The sequence below is a fragment of the Pseudomonas frederiksbergensis genome, assembly GCF_001952935.1.
GTDB lineage: Bacteria > Pseudomonadota > Gammaproteobacteria > Pseudomonadales > Pseudomonadaceae > Aquipseudomonas > Aquipseudomonas frederiksbergensis.
The window spans coordinates 1,288,912-1,301,633 of sequence record NZ_CP018319.1; the positions used below are offsets into that span (position 1 = coordinate 1,288,912).

Annotated in this window: 14 protein-coding genes; 11 read left to right on the plus strand and 3 right to left on the minus strand. The window is 59.5% G+C overall.

The annotated features are described in order from the left end of the window. Positions 1 to 107 precede the first annotated feature (107 nt). From PFAS1_RS06190 to PFAS1_RS06205, 4 genes are all read left to right on the plus strand, one after another. Positions 108 to 896, plus strand: coding sequence for an MlaA family lipoprotein (locus PFAS1_RS06190; RefSeq protein ID WP_076028544.1), 789 nt, complete (start codon positions 108 to 110; stop codon positions 894 to 896). Beyond that, complete coding sequence (locus tag PFAS1_RS06195) at positions 886 to 1,143, plus strand: hypothetical protein (protein WP_076028545.1); 258 nt, start codon at positions 886 to 888, stop codon at positions 1,141 to 1,143. Before PFAS1_RS06190 ends, PFAS1_RS06195 begins: the two co-directional genes overlap by 11 nt. A gap of 84 nt (positions 1,144 to 1,227) precedes the next feature. Beyond that, the gene (locus PFAS1_RS06200; protein ID WP_076028546.1) at positions 1,228 to 3,144 is read left to right on the plus strand and encodes an alkaline phosphatase D family protein; all 1,917 of its coding nucleotides are present in this window, start codon (positions 1,228 to 1,230) and stop codon (positions 3,142 to 3,144) included. Positions 3,145 to 3,308: 164 nt separating this feature from the next. Further along, a complete protein-coding gene (locus tag PFAS1_RS06205; RefSeq protein WP_076028547.1) occupies positions 3,309 to 3,812 on the plus strand; it encodes a P-loop NTPase family protein in 504 nt (167 codons plus the stop codon). Positions 3,813 to 3,865: 53 nt separating this feature from the next. Here the strand turns inward: PFAS1_RS06205 and PFAS1_RS06210 are convergent, their stop codons facing one another. After that, on the minus strand, positions 3,866 to 5,041 hold the full coding sequence (locus PFAS1_RS06210; RefSeq protein ID WP_076028548.1) for an aspartate aminotransferase family protein: 1,176 nt from the start codon (positions 5,039 to 5,041) through the stop codon (positions 3,866 to 3,868). A gap of 102 nt (positions 5,042 to 5,143) precedes the next feature. Here PFAS1_RS06210 and PFAS1_RS06215 point away from each other — a divergent pair, with 102 nt between their 5' ends. The 3 genes from PFAS1_RS06215 to PFAS1_RS06225 all read left to right on the plus strand — a co-directional run bounded on the left by PFAS1_RS06215 (position 5,144) and on the right by PFAS1_RS06225 (position 7,539). Beyond that, positions 5,144 to 6,049 (plus strand): LysR family transcriptional regulator, encoded by a 906-nt coding sequence (locus PFAS1_RS06215; protein ID WP_076028549.1) that lies wholly within the window; start codon positions 5,144 to 5,146, stop codon positions 6,047 to 6,049. Positions 6,050 to 6,124: 75 nt separating this feature from the next. Next, complete coding sequence (locus tag PFAS1_RS06220; RefSeq protein WP_076028550.1) at positions 6,125 to 7,138, plus strand: sensor domain-containing diguanylate cyclase; 1,014 nt, start codon at positions 6,125 to 6,127, stop codon at positions 7,136 to 7,138. Next, entirely contained in the window at positions 7,135 to 7,539 is a 405-nt protein-coding gene (locus PFAS1_RS06225; protein ID WP_076028551.1) for a GNAT family N-acetyltransferase, read from the plus strand. Before PFAS1_RS06220 ends, PFAS1_RS06225 begins: the two co-directional genes overlap by 4 nt. Before the next feature lie 12 nt (positions 7,540 to 7,551). Here the strand turns inward: PFAS1_RS06225 and msrA are convergent, their stop codons facing one another. Together msrA and msrB are read right to left on the minus strand one after the other, a co-directional pair. Further along, positions 7,552 to 8,259 carry a peptide-methionine (S)-S-oxide reductase MsrA gene (msrA, locus tag PFAS1_RS06230; protein WP_076028552.1) on the minus strand — a complete coding sequence of 236 codons (708 nt, stop codon included), beginning with the start codon at positions 8,257 to 8,259 and terminating at the stop codon, positions 7,552 to 7,554. A gap of 104 nt (positions 8,260 to 8,363) precedes the next feature. Next, complete coding sequence (gene msrB, locus PFAS1_RS06235) at positions 8,364 to 8,882, minus strand: peptide-methionine (R)-S-oxide reductase MsrB (RefSeq protein WP_076028553.1); 519 nt, start codon at positions 8,880 to 8,882, stop codon at positions 8,364 to 8,366. 151 nt (positions 8,883 to 9,033) lie between these two features. Here msrB and PFAS1_RS06240 point away from each other — a divergent pair, with 151 nt between their 5' ends. The 4 genes from PFAS1_RS06240 (at position 9,034) to PFAS1_RS06255 (ending at position 12,686) form a co-directional block, all read left to right on the plus strand. Further along, on the plus strand, positions 9,034 to 9,750 hold the full coding sequence (locus tag PFAS1_RS06240; RefSeq protein WP_076028554.1) for a response regulator transcription factor: 717 nt from the start codon (positions 9,034 to 9,036) through the stop codon (positions 9,748 to 9,750). Continuing rightward, the gene (locus PFAS1_RS06245) at positions 9,747 to 11,264 is read left to right on the plus strand and encodes a sensor histidine kinase (protein WP_076028555.1); all 1,518 of its coding nucleotides are present in this window, start codon (positions 9,747 to 9,749) and stop codon (positions 11,262 to 11,264) included. Before PFAS1_RS06240 ends, PFAS1_RS06245 begins: the two co-directional genes overlap by 4 nt. Positions 11,265 to 11,328: 64 nt before the next feature. Further along, complete coding sequence (locus tag PFAS1_RS06250) at positions 11,329 to 11,844, plus strand: hypothetical protein (protein ID WP_076028556.1); 516 nt, start codon at positions 11,329 to 11,331, stop codon at positions 11,842 to 11,844. 137 nt (positions 11,845 to 11,981) lie between these two features. Next, a complete protein-coding gene (locus PFAS1_RS06255) occupies positions 11,982 to 12,686 on the plus strand; it encodes a hypothetical protein (protein WP_076028557.1) in 705 nt (234 codons plus the stop codon). Positions 12,687 to 12,722: the final 36 nt, after the last annotated feature.

Below are 12,722 nucleotides of genomic sequence, written 5' to 3' on the forward strand. Positions count from 1 at the left end.
ATATATTTCAATCCTGTAATAAAACGTCAGCGGCGCAACAAACCAGACATCTTTGCGCAAGGCTTGGGGCTCAGCATCTCGGCGAATTCCTCCCGAGAATCGCATTCATGTTGCCTTTCAATTGTGCTCCCTGGCTGACCCGCAACACCTCGATTGCCGTGCTGGCCGCCGGGTTGGCGGGCTGCAGCAGTCAGCCGCCGGCCACCGATGCGAGTTGCGCCGACATCGCCTACACGGTGTACGACCCGGCGGAACCGTTCAACCGTGGGGTTTTTGCGTTCAATCGGGTGGTCGATGACTATGCCCTGGCGCCGGTCGCTCGCGGCTATCGCTACTCGCCGGATTTCTTCCAGACCGGTGTGCATAACTTTGTGGCGAACTTCGGCGAGCCCAAGGTGTTCATCAATGACCTGCTGCAAGGCAACCCGATGCGCTCGGCCAATACCCTGGGGCGTTTCGTGCTGAACACCACGGTCGGTGTAGTGGGCTTGATCGATGTCTCCGGCATGGCCGGCATCCCGCGTCACGACGCGGACTTCGGCCAGACGTTCGGCGTGTGGGGCATCGGCAACGGGCCGATCGTCGAACTGCCTTTGCTCGGCACCTCCAACAGCCGCGACGCGGTCGGCCGGGTGCTCGGTTTTGTGGTCTATCCGTTTGGCAGCAACAGCGACACCGTGGACACATTGGCCACGATCAGCACGGTCGGCGGCTTCGTCGATGGCCGCGCAGAAGCCTTACCGCTGACCGACAGCCTGCAAAAACTGCCGGACTACTACAGCGCGTTACGCAACGTGGTCGCCGAACATCGTGCCGCTTACGTCGCCGATGGCAAACAGGGCTTGGCGCAACCAACCAAACCTCAATGCACAGGAGCACCGGCCGATGGTTTCTGAAGGCAATGGCCTGATTCTGCAGCAACGGGTCACCCAGCAAGACCCGGCCACTCTGCACTGCCGGGAAATCACCCTGCGCCTGTCCGCGGACTGTCGCCATCTGGTGCTCAGCCGCTACACCGAACACTATGGCCCGGCGCAGGTGCGATGCCTCGAGCGGAGCCATACGGTGTCTGTGACAGAGCTGTTTCGCTGGCTGGTAGCCAATGGCAAGACCGATGTAATGGAGGCGGGCAACGAGCAGTAGCCTTGACGGTCAGATTCGAGCCAGTTGCGTTTCATTGACATCAGCTGCGTTATCATCGCGCGCTTCTCTGTTCCAGAAACCCGGATGTCCATGTCTTTGCCGCTGCCTGACGATCATCAATCCCTGCCCCCTGTCCTGGTCGGGCCGCTGTTGCGGCGCCTGGAGCCCGCGCGGCTGGTGATGTGGCTGGTGGGGTCGCGGGCGCTGTCGCTGACGTTGCGTCTGCAAGACCGCGACGCTATCCACCTCGACGCGAGTCAGTGCACGGTCATTGCGGTGGGCGCCCAGGCCTTTGTTCATTTGATCGATGTGTCTCTGGACGTCGCCCTGCCCTGCGACACGTTAATCGAATACGACCTGTTGATTGACGACGCCGGCATCGCCGATTGGGCCCCGCACTTGCTGTACGGAGACGCCCGTAGCCCAAACTTCGTCCTGCGTACACGGGCCGATCATCTGCTGCACGGTTCCTGCCGCAAACCTCACCACCCGGCCACGGACGGTTTGCTGTGCGTCGATCGTTTGCTGGAGGCGGAGCCGGACGCACACAAACGCCCGGCGCTGTTGATGATGAGCGGCGATCAGGTGTATGCCGACGATGTCGCGGGGCCGATGCTGCGAGCCATCCATGCCTTGATCAAGCGGCTTGGGCTGTTCGAAGAGCACCTCGAAGGCGCAGTGGTCAGCGACAGCGCCAAACTCTACGAGCACCCCGCCAGCTACTACCATCGTGCGGATTTGTTACCGGCACTGGAGAGCAACAAAACCCTGCGCGAGCGATTTTTCGGTGGGGCGCGTAAGCCGATTTTCACCAGCAGCAGTGCCGACAACCATCTGGTGACGTTCGCCGAAGTCATGGCCATGTACCTGCTGGTGTGGTCGCCGATTGCCTGGACATTGATCGCCCCGAAACCGCCGGTACTGACACCGGAAAGACGCGAGCGCTATGCGCTTGAGCAGACGCGCATCGATGGCTTCAAGGCCGGCCTGGGAGGCGTCGCCCGAGCGCTCGCGCACCTGCCGTGCCTGATGATTTTCGACGATCACGACATTACCGATGACTGGAATCTTTCCGCGCAATGGGAGGAAACGGCCTACGGCCATCCGTTCTCCAGGCGCATCATCGGCAATGCACTGATTGCTTACATGCTGTGCCAGGGCTGGGGCAACAACCCAGATGCGTTCGGCGCTGTGCTGAAGAAGGCCAGCGGATTGAGCGCGACCGGGCATGACCGCTACCTCGACAGTGACATTCAGGACGAGTTGATTGACGAACTGCTGAGATTTCAGAACTGGCATTACGTGCTGCCCACCAGCCCGGCCATCGTCGTACTCGACACCCGCACCCGGCGCTGGCGCAGCGAGATGAACCTCAAGCAGCCTTCGGGTCTGCTGGACTGGGAAGCCCTCAGCGAACTGCAACAGGATCTGCTCGATCACCCTTCGGCCATCATCGTTTCGCCGGCACCGATCTTCGGCGTCAAACTGATCGAAACCGTGCAGCGCGTTTTCAGCTGGTGCGGTTATCCCCTGCTGGTGGACGCCGAAAACTGGATGGCCCATCGCGGTGCGGCCCAAGTGATCCTGAACATTTTCCGACACTCGCGTACACCCGGTAATTACGTGGTGCTGTCGGGCGATGTGCATTATTCCTTCGTCTACGAAGTACTGATCCGACACCGCAAGGGCGGTCCGCGCATCTGGCAGATCACCAGCAGCGGCATCAAAAACGAATTCCCGCCCGCACTGCTCGAATGGTTCGACCGCCTCAACCGCTGGCTCTACTCGCCCCGCTCACCGCTGAACTGGCTGACCAAACGCCGGCGCATGCGCATTGTTCCGCATGTCCCGGAACATGCTGAAGCGGGTGAACGGCTGTGGAATTCGGCGGGGATCGGGCAAGTGTTCTTTAATGAAAAAGGACAGCCGCAGGAGATCTATCAGCACAACTCAAACGGCTCGCCGAAGACGCGAATGGTTGCGCCTGACAGCGAAGACTGAAGGCTGAAGGCTGATAGATCGTTCCCACGCTCTGCGTGGGAATGCAGCCCGGGACGCTCCGCGTCCCTTATCGAGAGCTGGAACGCGGAGCGTCCCTTGAGGCATTCCTTTGCTGCGCGTGGGAACGATCGGATTACGGCTCCCTGACATGATCGGTGTCGCTCATGAACCTCACCCGAACCCTGATCATCGGCAACTCCGGTTCTGGCAAAAGCTGGCTGGCCGAACGACTGGCCAAGTACCTGCAAGTGCCGTGGGTCGATCTCGATTCGATTCACTGGTTGTCCGATGAACACAGCATCCCCCGCCCTCGTGCCGAGGCGCTGGGCATGGCACGGCTCGCGGCAAATGAAGAACGCTGGGTGATCGAAGGCGTTTACGGCTGGATCACCAGCGAACTCTTGCCCCAGGCGACTGCATTGATCTGGCTGTGCGTTGAAGATGAGGAATGTGTTGCCAACATTCGTCAGCGAGAAGCGCAGCGGGACGAGAATGACGAGTTGTTGATTGCATTGCTCGACTGGGCCGGCAGCTATCGGATGCGCGAAGATTCCAGCGGATTTGCCGCGCATCAGCAATTGTTCGAAGGGTTTGGCGGTTCGAAACTCAAGCTCAGGGATCGCACCGAAATCACAACATTCGCGAACACCGTGTTACAAGCCAGCTAACTCACAGTGTTTCGATCGTTCCCACGCTCCGCGTGGGAACGATCAATGGTGTATCAGGCCGCGCTCACTGCCCGGCAAACCCCTCTGACAATCATCTCCACTTCCCGCTCATCAATCGTCAGCGGCGGCAGCAAGCGTATGGTTTTGCCCCGTGTCACGTTGATCAACAAGCCGTGATCCCGCGCGGCGATCAGGGTCAGGTCGCGAATCGGTTGTTTGAGTTCGATGCCGATCATTAATCCCTGTCCACGGATCGCCAATACATTCGGGTCGTCCGCCAATTCGATGCGCAATCTGGCGAGCAAACGTTCGCCCTGAAGTTTGGCGTTTTCCAGCAGTCCTTGTTCTTCGATGATCTCCAGCACGGTGCAACCGACGCGGCAGGCCAGTGGATTGCCGCCAAAGGTGCTGCCGTGACTGCCGGGGGTGAAGAGGTCGGCGGCTTTGCCTCGGGCAAGGCAGGCGCCGATGGGAATGCCGTTGCCCAGGCCTTTGGCCAGGGTCATGACGTCTGGAACGATGCCTTCGTGCTGAAAGGCAAACCACTGGCCGGTGCGGCCGATGCCGGTCTGGATTTCGTCGAGCATCAGCAGCCACGCGTGCCGAGTGCAGCGTTCGCGAATGGCTTTCAGGTAACCGGGCGGGGCCATTTGGACGCCGCTTTCACCCTGAATCGGTTCCATCAGGATCGCCACGATGCGCGAGCCGTGGGCTTGCTGCACCTTGTCCAGCGCCTTGAGATCGCCGAAGGGCACTTTGACGAAATCCCCCGGCAACTCGTTGAAGCCCAGGCGCACGGCCGGGCCATCACTGGCGGACAAGGTGCCCAGCGTGCGGCCGTGAAAGGCGTTCTCCATGACCACCACCAGCGGTTGTTCGATGCCTTTGTGCCATCCGTACAACCGTGCGAGTTTCAACGCGGTCTCGTTGGCTTCGGCACCGGAGTTGTTGAAAAAGGCTCGCTCCATGCCCGCCAATTGCGTCAGTTTCTGCGCCAGCCGCTGCTGCCAATCGATGCTGTAGAGGTTGGATGTGTGCAACAGCAGCCCGGCCTGTTCACTGATGGCCGAGACTATTTTCGGATGGGAGTGACCGACGTTGGTCACTGCCACGCCCGCCACCGCGTCCAGGTATTCACGACCGGCCTGATCCCACAGGCGCGTGCCCAGGCCCTTGCTGAAACTCAAGGCCAAGGGTTGGTAAGTGGTCATCAGGCAGGCGGCGGTCATGACATCAAGCTCCATCAATGGTCGGTTTTTTTGCAGTATGGTTAGCCACTTGAGCTGGATAAACTCTGCAACACTTCAATCATTTTAAAGCTGGGCTTGATAATGGATTTATTCCAGGCAATGACCGTTTACGTGCGGGTGGTGGAAAGCGGCAGCATGACCGCCGCCGCGCTGCAGTGCGAAATGTCCACCACCATGGTCGGCAATCACCTGCGGGCGTTGGAGCAACGCCTGGGTGTGCGCCTGCTCAACCGAACAACGCGACGCCAGCGGTTAACGGAATTCGGCACCGCTTATTACCAGCGTTGCCTCGAAGTGCTGGGGTTGGTGGCCGACTCCGAACGGTTGGCCGAGCAGGCCCTCGACGAACCGAGTGGAACCCTGCGCATCACCGCGCCGCTGACCTTCGGCAGCGAAAAACTAGCACCCGCCCTGAGTGAGTTCACTCTGCTGTGTCCACGCGTCAAATTGGATGTGGTCCTCACCAATCGCCGTCCGGACCTGCTCGAAAACGGTTTCGACGTGGCGTTTCGCCTGGGCAATACACAGGAGACCCACCTGATCGCCCGTCCACTCCTCGACTACAACCTGACCATGTGTGCATCACCGGAGTATTTGGCGCGCAAAGGCACACCGGAAAAACCTGATGATCTGCAACACCATGACTGCCTGTCCTTTGCCTATCCGGCCGGGGATGACTGGCAGTCGGTGGAAAAACACTGGCGCTTGACCGGTCCCGAGGGCGAAGTGGCGGTAGCGGTCAATGGACCGATGTTGATCAACAGTTCGGCAGGACTGCATCAAGCGGCGCGAACCGGCATGGGCATCGTGGTATTGCCTGATGCGTTGATGGAGCAGGATCTCAAGGACGGAAAACTGGTGGCATTGATGCAGAATTACTTGCCGCCAAGCCGACCGATGAACCTGATGTATGCCCAGGATCGTTTCCGTTTGCCAAAACTGCGTAGTTTCGTCGACTTTGCCTTGCAGAGATGGGGCAAGCACTAGCCGACCGAATACCCCATCGACTAATCTCCTCGACGTGCGGGTCACTTAGCTATCAGGGCGACAGGGAGTGCGGAGATGGGTGAGGCGTCGAATATCGAGCCGTTGAAGTTCAATCTGTCGGATTTGAACGAAGACATGCTGCACACCATTCTGGAACTGGTCAGCGACGGGATCTGGGACTGGAACGCCAACACCGGGTTCGTCTATCGCAACCCCGGGTGGTACGAGATGATCGGCTACCCGCCTCATTCCCTGAATAACAACGTGTTGACCTGGGAAAACGTGATCCACCCCGACGATTACCCGCAGGTCATGGCGCTGTTCGACGACTATCTGAATCAACGCGCGCCCGGCTATCAGGCCGAGTATCGCTGTCGCATGCAGGACGGCAGCTACACCTGGATCGAAGACCGTGGCTACGTACTGGCACGCAATGCCGACGGCTCAGTGGCGCGGATGGTCGGCGCACACCGCAGCATCGACGACAAGAAGCGCCTGTACGAAGCGCTTGAGCGGCGCAACCAATCCCTTGAAGCAATCGTTGAAGAACGCACCCGAGAGTTGTCTCGCGTTAATCAGCAACTGCAAATCCAGCTCGAAGAAAACCGCAAACTGGCGGAAACCGACTCACTGACCTCAATCGCCAATCGCTATCTTCTGGAAAAAGCCCTGCCCCAGGAATGCGAACGCGCCCAGCGTTTTCGACAACCGCTGTCACTGATCGCCATGGACATCGATGACTTCAAGAACATCAACGACCACTATGGCCACGCGCTGGGTGATGCAGCATTGGTGCGGGTGGTCGATAGCGTGAAGCACTGCGTGCGCGAGGGCGATTTGCTTGCGCGTTGGGGCGGCGACGAGTTCATCCTGATCCTGCCCAATACACCACTCGCCGACGCCCGGGCGCTCGCCGAACGTATCCGCCATGACCTCGCATGCCTGGTGCCCGTGGGAGATTTTCCAATAACCATGAGTTTCGGCGTGGTTCAGCGCTTTGACGAAGAACAACAGACCGGGTTGCTGGCCCGGGCCGATCAGGCGCTATATCGGTCGAAGATCGCGGGCAAGAATGTGATTTCCGGATGAACAATACCTGGCATGTTCGCGATGTACTGGCCACGGAAGTAGAGTCCTTGCACCTTTTTCTGGGGCAAAACGGATGGGCTCACCGCACAGGTTCCGCTGAGCATTTTGCGCAGTTGATCGCTAACTCCCAACGCACAGCCCTTGCTATGAAGGACCGCCAGATTATCGGTTTTGCCCGAGGCATCACGGACGGCCTATCAAACGGTTATCTGTCGATGGTCGTTGTCTGTGGACAACATCGACGTGAAGGTATCGGGCGCGCGTTGGTTGAACATGTCATGGGCGAAAACACCGACATTACCTGGGTTCTGCGAGCAGGCAGGGAAGGTGCTTCGGAATTCTTTTACAGCCTGGGTTTTGAAACGTCGACCATTGCGATGGAGCGCCCACGTCGTAAATAGCCAATCCGCCATTCACATCCCCGCCTTCACCAACACCGGTTTTTCCTGATACCGATCCGGATAAAGTTTTTTCAGCTGCGCGACCTTCGGCAGATCGTTGATCACGATGTAGGGATAGGTCGGGTGCTCGGTCAGAAAGTCCTGATGTTCCTCCTCGGCCGGGTAGAAACCGTTGTAGGTTTCCAGCGTGGTGACAATGGGTTTGTCGAACGACCGGGCAGCGTCCAGCTGGGCGATGTAGGCCTGGGCGACACGTTGCTGTTCGCTGTTTTCCGGGAAAAGCGCCGAGCGATACTGAGTGCCGCGGTCAGGTCCCTGGCGGTTGAGTTCCGTAGGGTTGTGCGCCACCGAGAAGTAGATTTGCAGCAAGGTGCCGTAGCTGACCTGACGATGATCGAAGGTGACCTCGACGGATTCCGCATGACCGGTATCGCCACCGCTGACCCGCTCGTATTGGGCGGTGCTCGCGGCTCCACCGGCATAACCGGAGACCGCTTTCTTCACCCCTTTCACATGTTGGAACACACCCTGTACACCCCAGAAGCAACCGCCGGCAAAGACCGCCCTTTCGCTGTCGGCCTGGGTGGTTTCGTCGAGGGTGGGTGGAGGAATGATGACCGAGTCTTGCGCCGCACCGAAAGAGAACGCCAGGCATTGGCCGATGACGCCGGCAGCAACCAGGCCCAACAGGGTGCGGCGCCAGGTAAATAGGGTTTTCATGAGGCTGCTTCCTGGGGAATGAGATCAACCGAATGCAGGAACGAAGCGCCGGGACGCGGCCGGGCATCGAACTGCAAAAATGAGTGAAAGGGAGTACCCGCGGATCAAGTTGCCTTTGGCACAAAAGTCATCGCCAGGCCATTCATGCAGTAGCGCAAGCCGGTGGGTTTTGGCCCATCGTCGAAGACATGGCCCAGATGACCGCCACAACGCCGGCAGTGGACTTCCTCACGCAGCATCCCGAAGGCGCGGTCCTGACGAGTGGCCACAGCGTTGTCCAGCGGTGCCCAGAAGCTCGGCCAACCGGTGCGGCTGTCAAACTTGGTCGCAGAAGAAAACAGCGGCAGACCGCAACCGGCACAGGCAAACGTACCTTCACGGTGCTCGTTGTTCAGCGGGCTGCTGTAGGCCCTTTCGGTGCCCTCCTCGCGCAGGATTTCATACTGCTCGGCGCTGAGCATGGCGCGCCATTCGCTGTCGCTGTGAGTCACCTCGAACACCTCCGCCGCGCTGGCATCACTGACCAATGCAGAACGCGCAGCAAATTTTGGCAATACACCGATGACCAGGGCTGTAGCGCCTAGCCCGCCGCTCGCTACGAGAAACTGTCGCCGTGAAAACATGGTCGTCTCCGAAAATTCCAGGTGCCTGTCATGGAACACAGCCTAGGCTTGGGTTGATCGCCAAATCCTCACGAGAAGTTAAACAATTCGTGATAACTCAGGCCCCGGAAAACCCGCACAATGCGCTCATTGCGCCGAAGGATTGAGCTTGATGGAACAGACCAAACGCGTCCTCGTGGTCGAGGACGACCTGCATATCGCCGACCTTATCTGCCTGCATCTACGTGATGAGCAGTTCGAGGTGGTGCACTGCGCCGACGGCGATGAAGGCATGCGCCTGCTGCAGCAAGGAAGCTGGGACGCTCTGATCCTCGACCTGATGCTGCCCGGCGTCGACGGCCTGGAAATCTGCCGTCGCGCCCGCGCCATGGCCCGCTACACACCGATCATCATTACCAGTGCGCGCTCCAGCGAAGTGCACCGGATTCTCGGGCTCGAACTCGGCGCCGACGATTACCTGGCCAAACCCTTTTCGATGCTCGAACTGGTGGCGCGGGTCAAAGCGCTGTTGCGGCGGGTCGATGCCATGGCCCGCAATCTTAAGATGGACACCGGCAGCCTGATCATGGACGGCCTCTCCATCGACCCGATCACGCGCGATGTGTCCCTTGACGGTCGCCGCCTCGACCTCACGCCACGGGAGTTCGACCTGTTGTATTTCTTCGCCCGTCAGCCCGGCAAAGTGTTCTCGCGCATGGACCTGCTCAACGCCGTCTGGGGCTACAGCCACGAAGGCTACGAGCACACGGTCAACACTCACATCAACCGCCTGCGGGCAAAGATCGAGGCCGATCCGGCACAACCGGCGCGCATCCTCACAGTGTGGGGGCGAGGCTACAAGTTCGCGGCCAGGGAGGAGCAACCGTGAGACTGACCCTGACTCAGCGCCTGTCGCTGGTGTTCGCCGTTTTGCTGCTGGTGTGCTGCGGCACGTCGGCCTGGATGCAGGTGCGGTCCAACAAGATGCATGAGCTTGAGGTGGTGCAAGGGTTGTCGCGGGACCTGGCCCGGCACATCGCCCATGACACCGTGCTGATGGACGCCAAAGGCCTGATGCCCGACGCCGTGCGCGACCTGTTCAGCCAACTGATGCTGGTCAATCCCAGTGTCGAGGTCTATCTGCTCGACCCCGAGGGCCGGATTGTCGGCAGCGCTGCGCCCGAGGGTCGGATACGCCGGGAGCGGGTCGATCTGGCGCCGATCCAGCGCCTGATCAAGGGCGACGCCCTGCCGGTTCTTGGCGACGATCCGCGCAGCGTCGATGGCCGCAAAGTGTTCAGCGCCGCGCCATTGCAGGTCGATGGCAAACAGGTGGGTTATCTCTATGTGGTGCTGCTGAGCGAAGAGCACGACCGCTTCGCCGAACGCGGCGCCACCAGCGCTGCCCTGAATACCGCACTGTTGTCCATCGGGCTGGTGGCGTTGCTGTGCCTGATTGCCGGTCTCACGGCGTTCGCCCTCATTACCCGACCTTTGCGCCGTTTGACCGAAACCGTCAGCCGGTTCGACATTAATGGTGCTCCGGTGACCCCGCCGGCATCCGTCCCGGTGGAAAAGGCCGCCAGCCACGATGAAATTGCCATACTCGACGCGACCTTCCGGCAGATGCAGGCGCGCCTCGGCGAGCAATGGCGTTCGTTGACCCGCCAGGATCAGGAACGCCGCGAACTGGTGGCCAATATCTCCCACGATCTGCGCACGCCTCTGGCCTCGCTGCACGGTTATCTGGAAACCTTGTCGCTCAAGGACGCCACGTTGTCACCCGCCGACCGCCGCCGTTACCTGGGCATCGCGCTGGATCAAAGCCGCAAGGTCGGTGGGCTGGCGCAATCGCTGCTGGAACTGGTGCGCCTGGAACATGGCTTCGTACAACCGGTGCTGGAGCGTTTCTCGCTGACCGATCTGGTGCAGGACATTTTCCAGAAATTCGAACTGACGGCCGAAGCGCGCCAGGTCGAACTGAAGGCCACCTTCGCACCTAATGTTTCCGCGGCCTGCGCCGACCTGGGATTGATCGAGCGGGTGCTCACCAACCTGTTCGACAACGCCCTGCGCCACACCCCGCCAGGAGGAGAAATCGAGCTCAGCCTGCGCCCTCAAGGACCGTTTATCGAAGTCACCGTCAGCGACACCGGCCCCGGCATTGCTGCCGAATTGCGCGAAGGTCTGTTCCTGCGCCCGTTCAACATTGGCGGCGCACGGCGTGACGGCGGATTGGGGTTGCGGATCGTACACCGGATCCTGCAATTGCATGGCCGCGAGATCCAGCTGATTGAGGTTCCTGACAGGGGCGCGACCTTCCGCTTTTCGTTGGCGGTGGATCAGCAAACAGCCGAACAATTGGCGGTTCGGTCAATGAATCTGAATTCGCTGGGGAAATAGTCGGCTGCCTGAGCCACAACAACGGCTAATATCCCGGCTCCCATTTCGGCAAGGATGCTGCGCGATGCTCAATACCCTGCAAAACACCCCATTGTGGGTTTACGCGATATTTCTGCTGCTGTGCTACTACGGTGTCAAAGCCCTGTCCACGACCGGTGAAAGCAAAACTTCATTGCTCGTCACAGCGCCGATCTTGCTGGGCTGGTCTCTGTATTCGCTGAACCTGACGCTGAATCCACTGCTATCGGTCGGTTGTTGGCTGGCCGCCGTCATCCTGGGCAGCCTCGCGGCGTTGCTGATGTTCCCACGCAAGGGCATTGAGCTGGATGATCCGCAAACCGGCCTGATCGTGCCGGGCACAGCAAAAATCCTGGTGTTGTATCTGCTGTTTTTTGCGGTGAACTATTACTTCGGTTACCAGGATGACGTTCACCCGGAAATGGCCGCCACCCTTGAGATGTTGCTGCTCAAGGCGTCGGCTTCCGGCTTCGTCTGTGGACTGATCAGCGGTCGGGCGTTGACGTTTTATTGGCTGCTGCTGTCACTTCAGGCAAAACGCCCCCCGATAGCCGCCGGTTAAAAGCCGCTGTACCAAAAATGATGACCAGCCGCCTGTTCATCCGTGACAACGCCGCCTCGGTCCAATAGATTAGGCGGCCTGAAAAGGCCCAGAGCTTTCTCGCCTCAATCCAAGTTAAAAGAAGTAGTGAAATTTCAATGTCCGATTCCAATACCGCTGAATCCGTAGTCACCTTGTCGTCCAAAGCGGAATACGAAAACTCCATCAATCTTTCACAGCACGTGCCCCAGGCCAAGACCATCAGCGAGATGGTCCTGGACGCTTTCCAGTCCACCCGGGAAAGCGACCAGATCCGCGAGCTGCGCGCCGCGATTCGCCAGGCTCACGACAGCTTCGACGACGATAAAGCCTACGAATTGATGGGTGAACTCAAGCAGCTCAAGGACGCCGAGGCTGCCGACATTGCTGCCCTGGAAGACTTGAGCAGCAAATTCCCGATCAGCCGGATTCTCTCCAGCTTCAAGGACGATCCGGCATTTCAGGAGTTGGTCTATGGCCTCGCACTGAAAGTGCTGAACCAGACCCACCAGGCCATCAGCAACCCAAGCAGTGGCAAAAGCAAAGCGGCTCGCGCCAAGAAAGATGTCGAAGTGTTCACCATCAGCAAAGACGGCATCAGCGTCACACTGCCGTTGCGCACCCCGCGTTCGCGACTGAACGTTGACCGTGAAGCGCTGGAATTCCTGGGCTTCACCTTCGTCGGCGAAGGCGAAGAAGCGGAGCTGGAAAGCGAGACGTTCCTGGACAATGCCGGGGCCGAACAAGCGGTTAACCGCAAGAACATCATCACCGCGCTTCAGCAGCAAACCGCGTTTGATGGCTACAGCATCGCCGCGCAGTAACACACGCCATCGATGACTGAAAAGCCCGCACTGAGA

Bases quoted from the DNA above. Each gene is read 5' to 3' on its own strand.
- PFAS1_RS06255 (WP_076028557.1), top strand. From the start codon at position 11,982: ATGTCCGATTCCAATACCGCTGAATCCGTAGTCACCTTGTCGTCCAAA.
- PFAS1_RS06205 (WP_076028547.1), top strand. From the start codon at position 3,309: ATGAACCTCACCCGAACCCTGATCATCGGCAACTCCGGTTCTGGCAAA.
- PFAS1_RS06200 (WP_076028546.1), top strand. From the start codon at position 1,228: ATGTCCATGTCTTTGCCGCTGCCTGACGATCATCAATCCCTGCCCCCT.
- PFAS1_RS06250 (WP_076028556.1), top strand. From the start codon at position 11,329: ATGCTCAATACCCTGCAAAACACCCCATTGTGGGTTTACGCGATATTT.
- PFAS1_RS06210 (WP_076028548.1), bottom strand. From the start codon at position 5,041: ATGACCGCCGCCTGCCTGATGACCACTTACCAACCCTTGGCCTTGAGT.
- msrB (WP_076028553.1), bottom strand. From the start codon at position 8,882: ATGTTTTCACGGCGACAGTTTCTCGTAGCGAGCGGCGGGCTAGGCGCT.
- PFAS1_RS06190 (WP_076028544.1), top strand. From the start codon at position 108: ATGTTGCCTTTCAATTGTGCTCCCTGGCTGACCCGCAACACCTCGATT.
- PFAS1_RS06225 (WP_076028551.1), top strand. From the start codon at position 7,135: ATGAACAATACCTGGCATGTTCGCGATGTACTGGCCACGGAAGTAGAG.
- PFAS1_RS06215 (WP_076028549.1), top strand. From the start codon at position 5,144: ATGGATTTATTCCAGGCAATGACCGTTTACGTGCGGGTGGTGGAAAGC.
- msrA (WP_076028552.1), bottom strand. From the start codon at position 8,259: ATGAAAACCCTATTTACCTGGCGCCGCACCCTGTTGGGCCTGGTTGCT.
- PFAS1_RS06220 (WP_076028550.1), top strand. From the start codon at position 6,125: ATGGGTGAGGCGTCGAATATCGAGCCGTTGAAGTTCAATCTGTCGGAT.
- PFAS1_RS06195 (WP_076028545.1), top strand. From the start codon at position 886: ATGGTTTCTGAAGGCAATGGCCTGATTCTGCAGCAACGGGTCACCCAG.
- PFAS1_RS06240 (WP_076028554.1), top strand. From the start codon at position 9,034: ATGGAACAGACCAAACGCGTCCTCGTGGTCGAGGACGACCTGCATATC.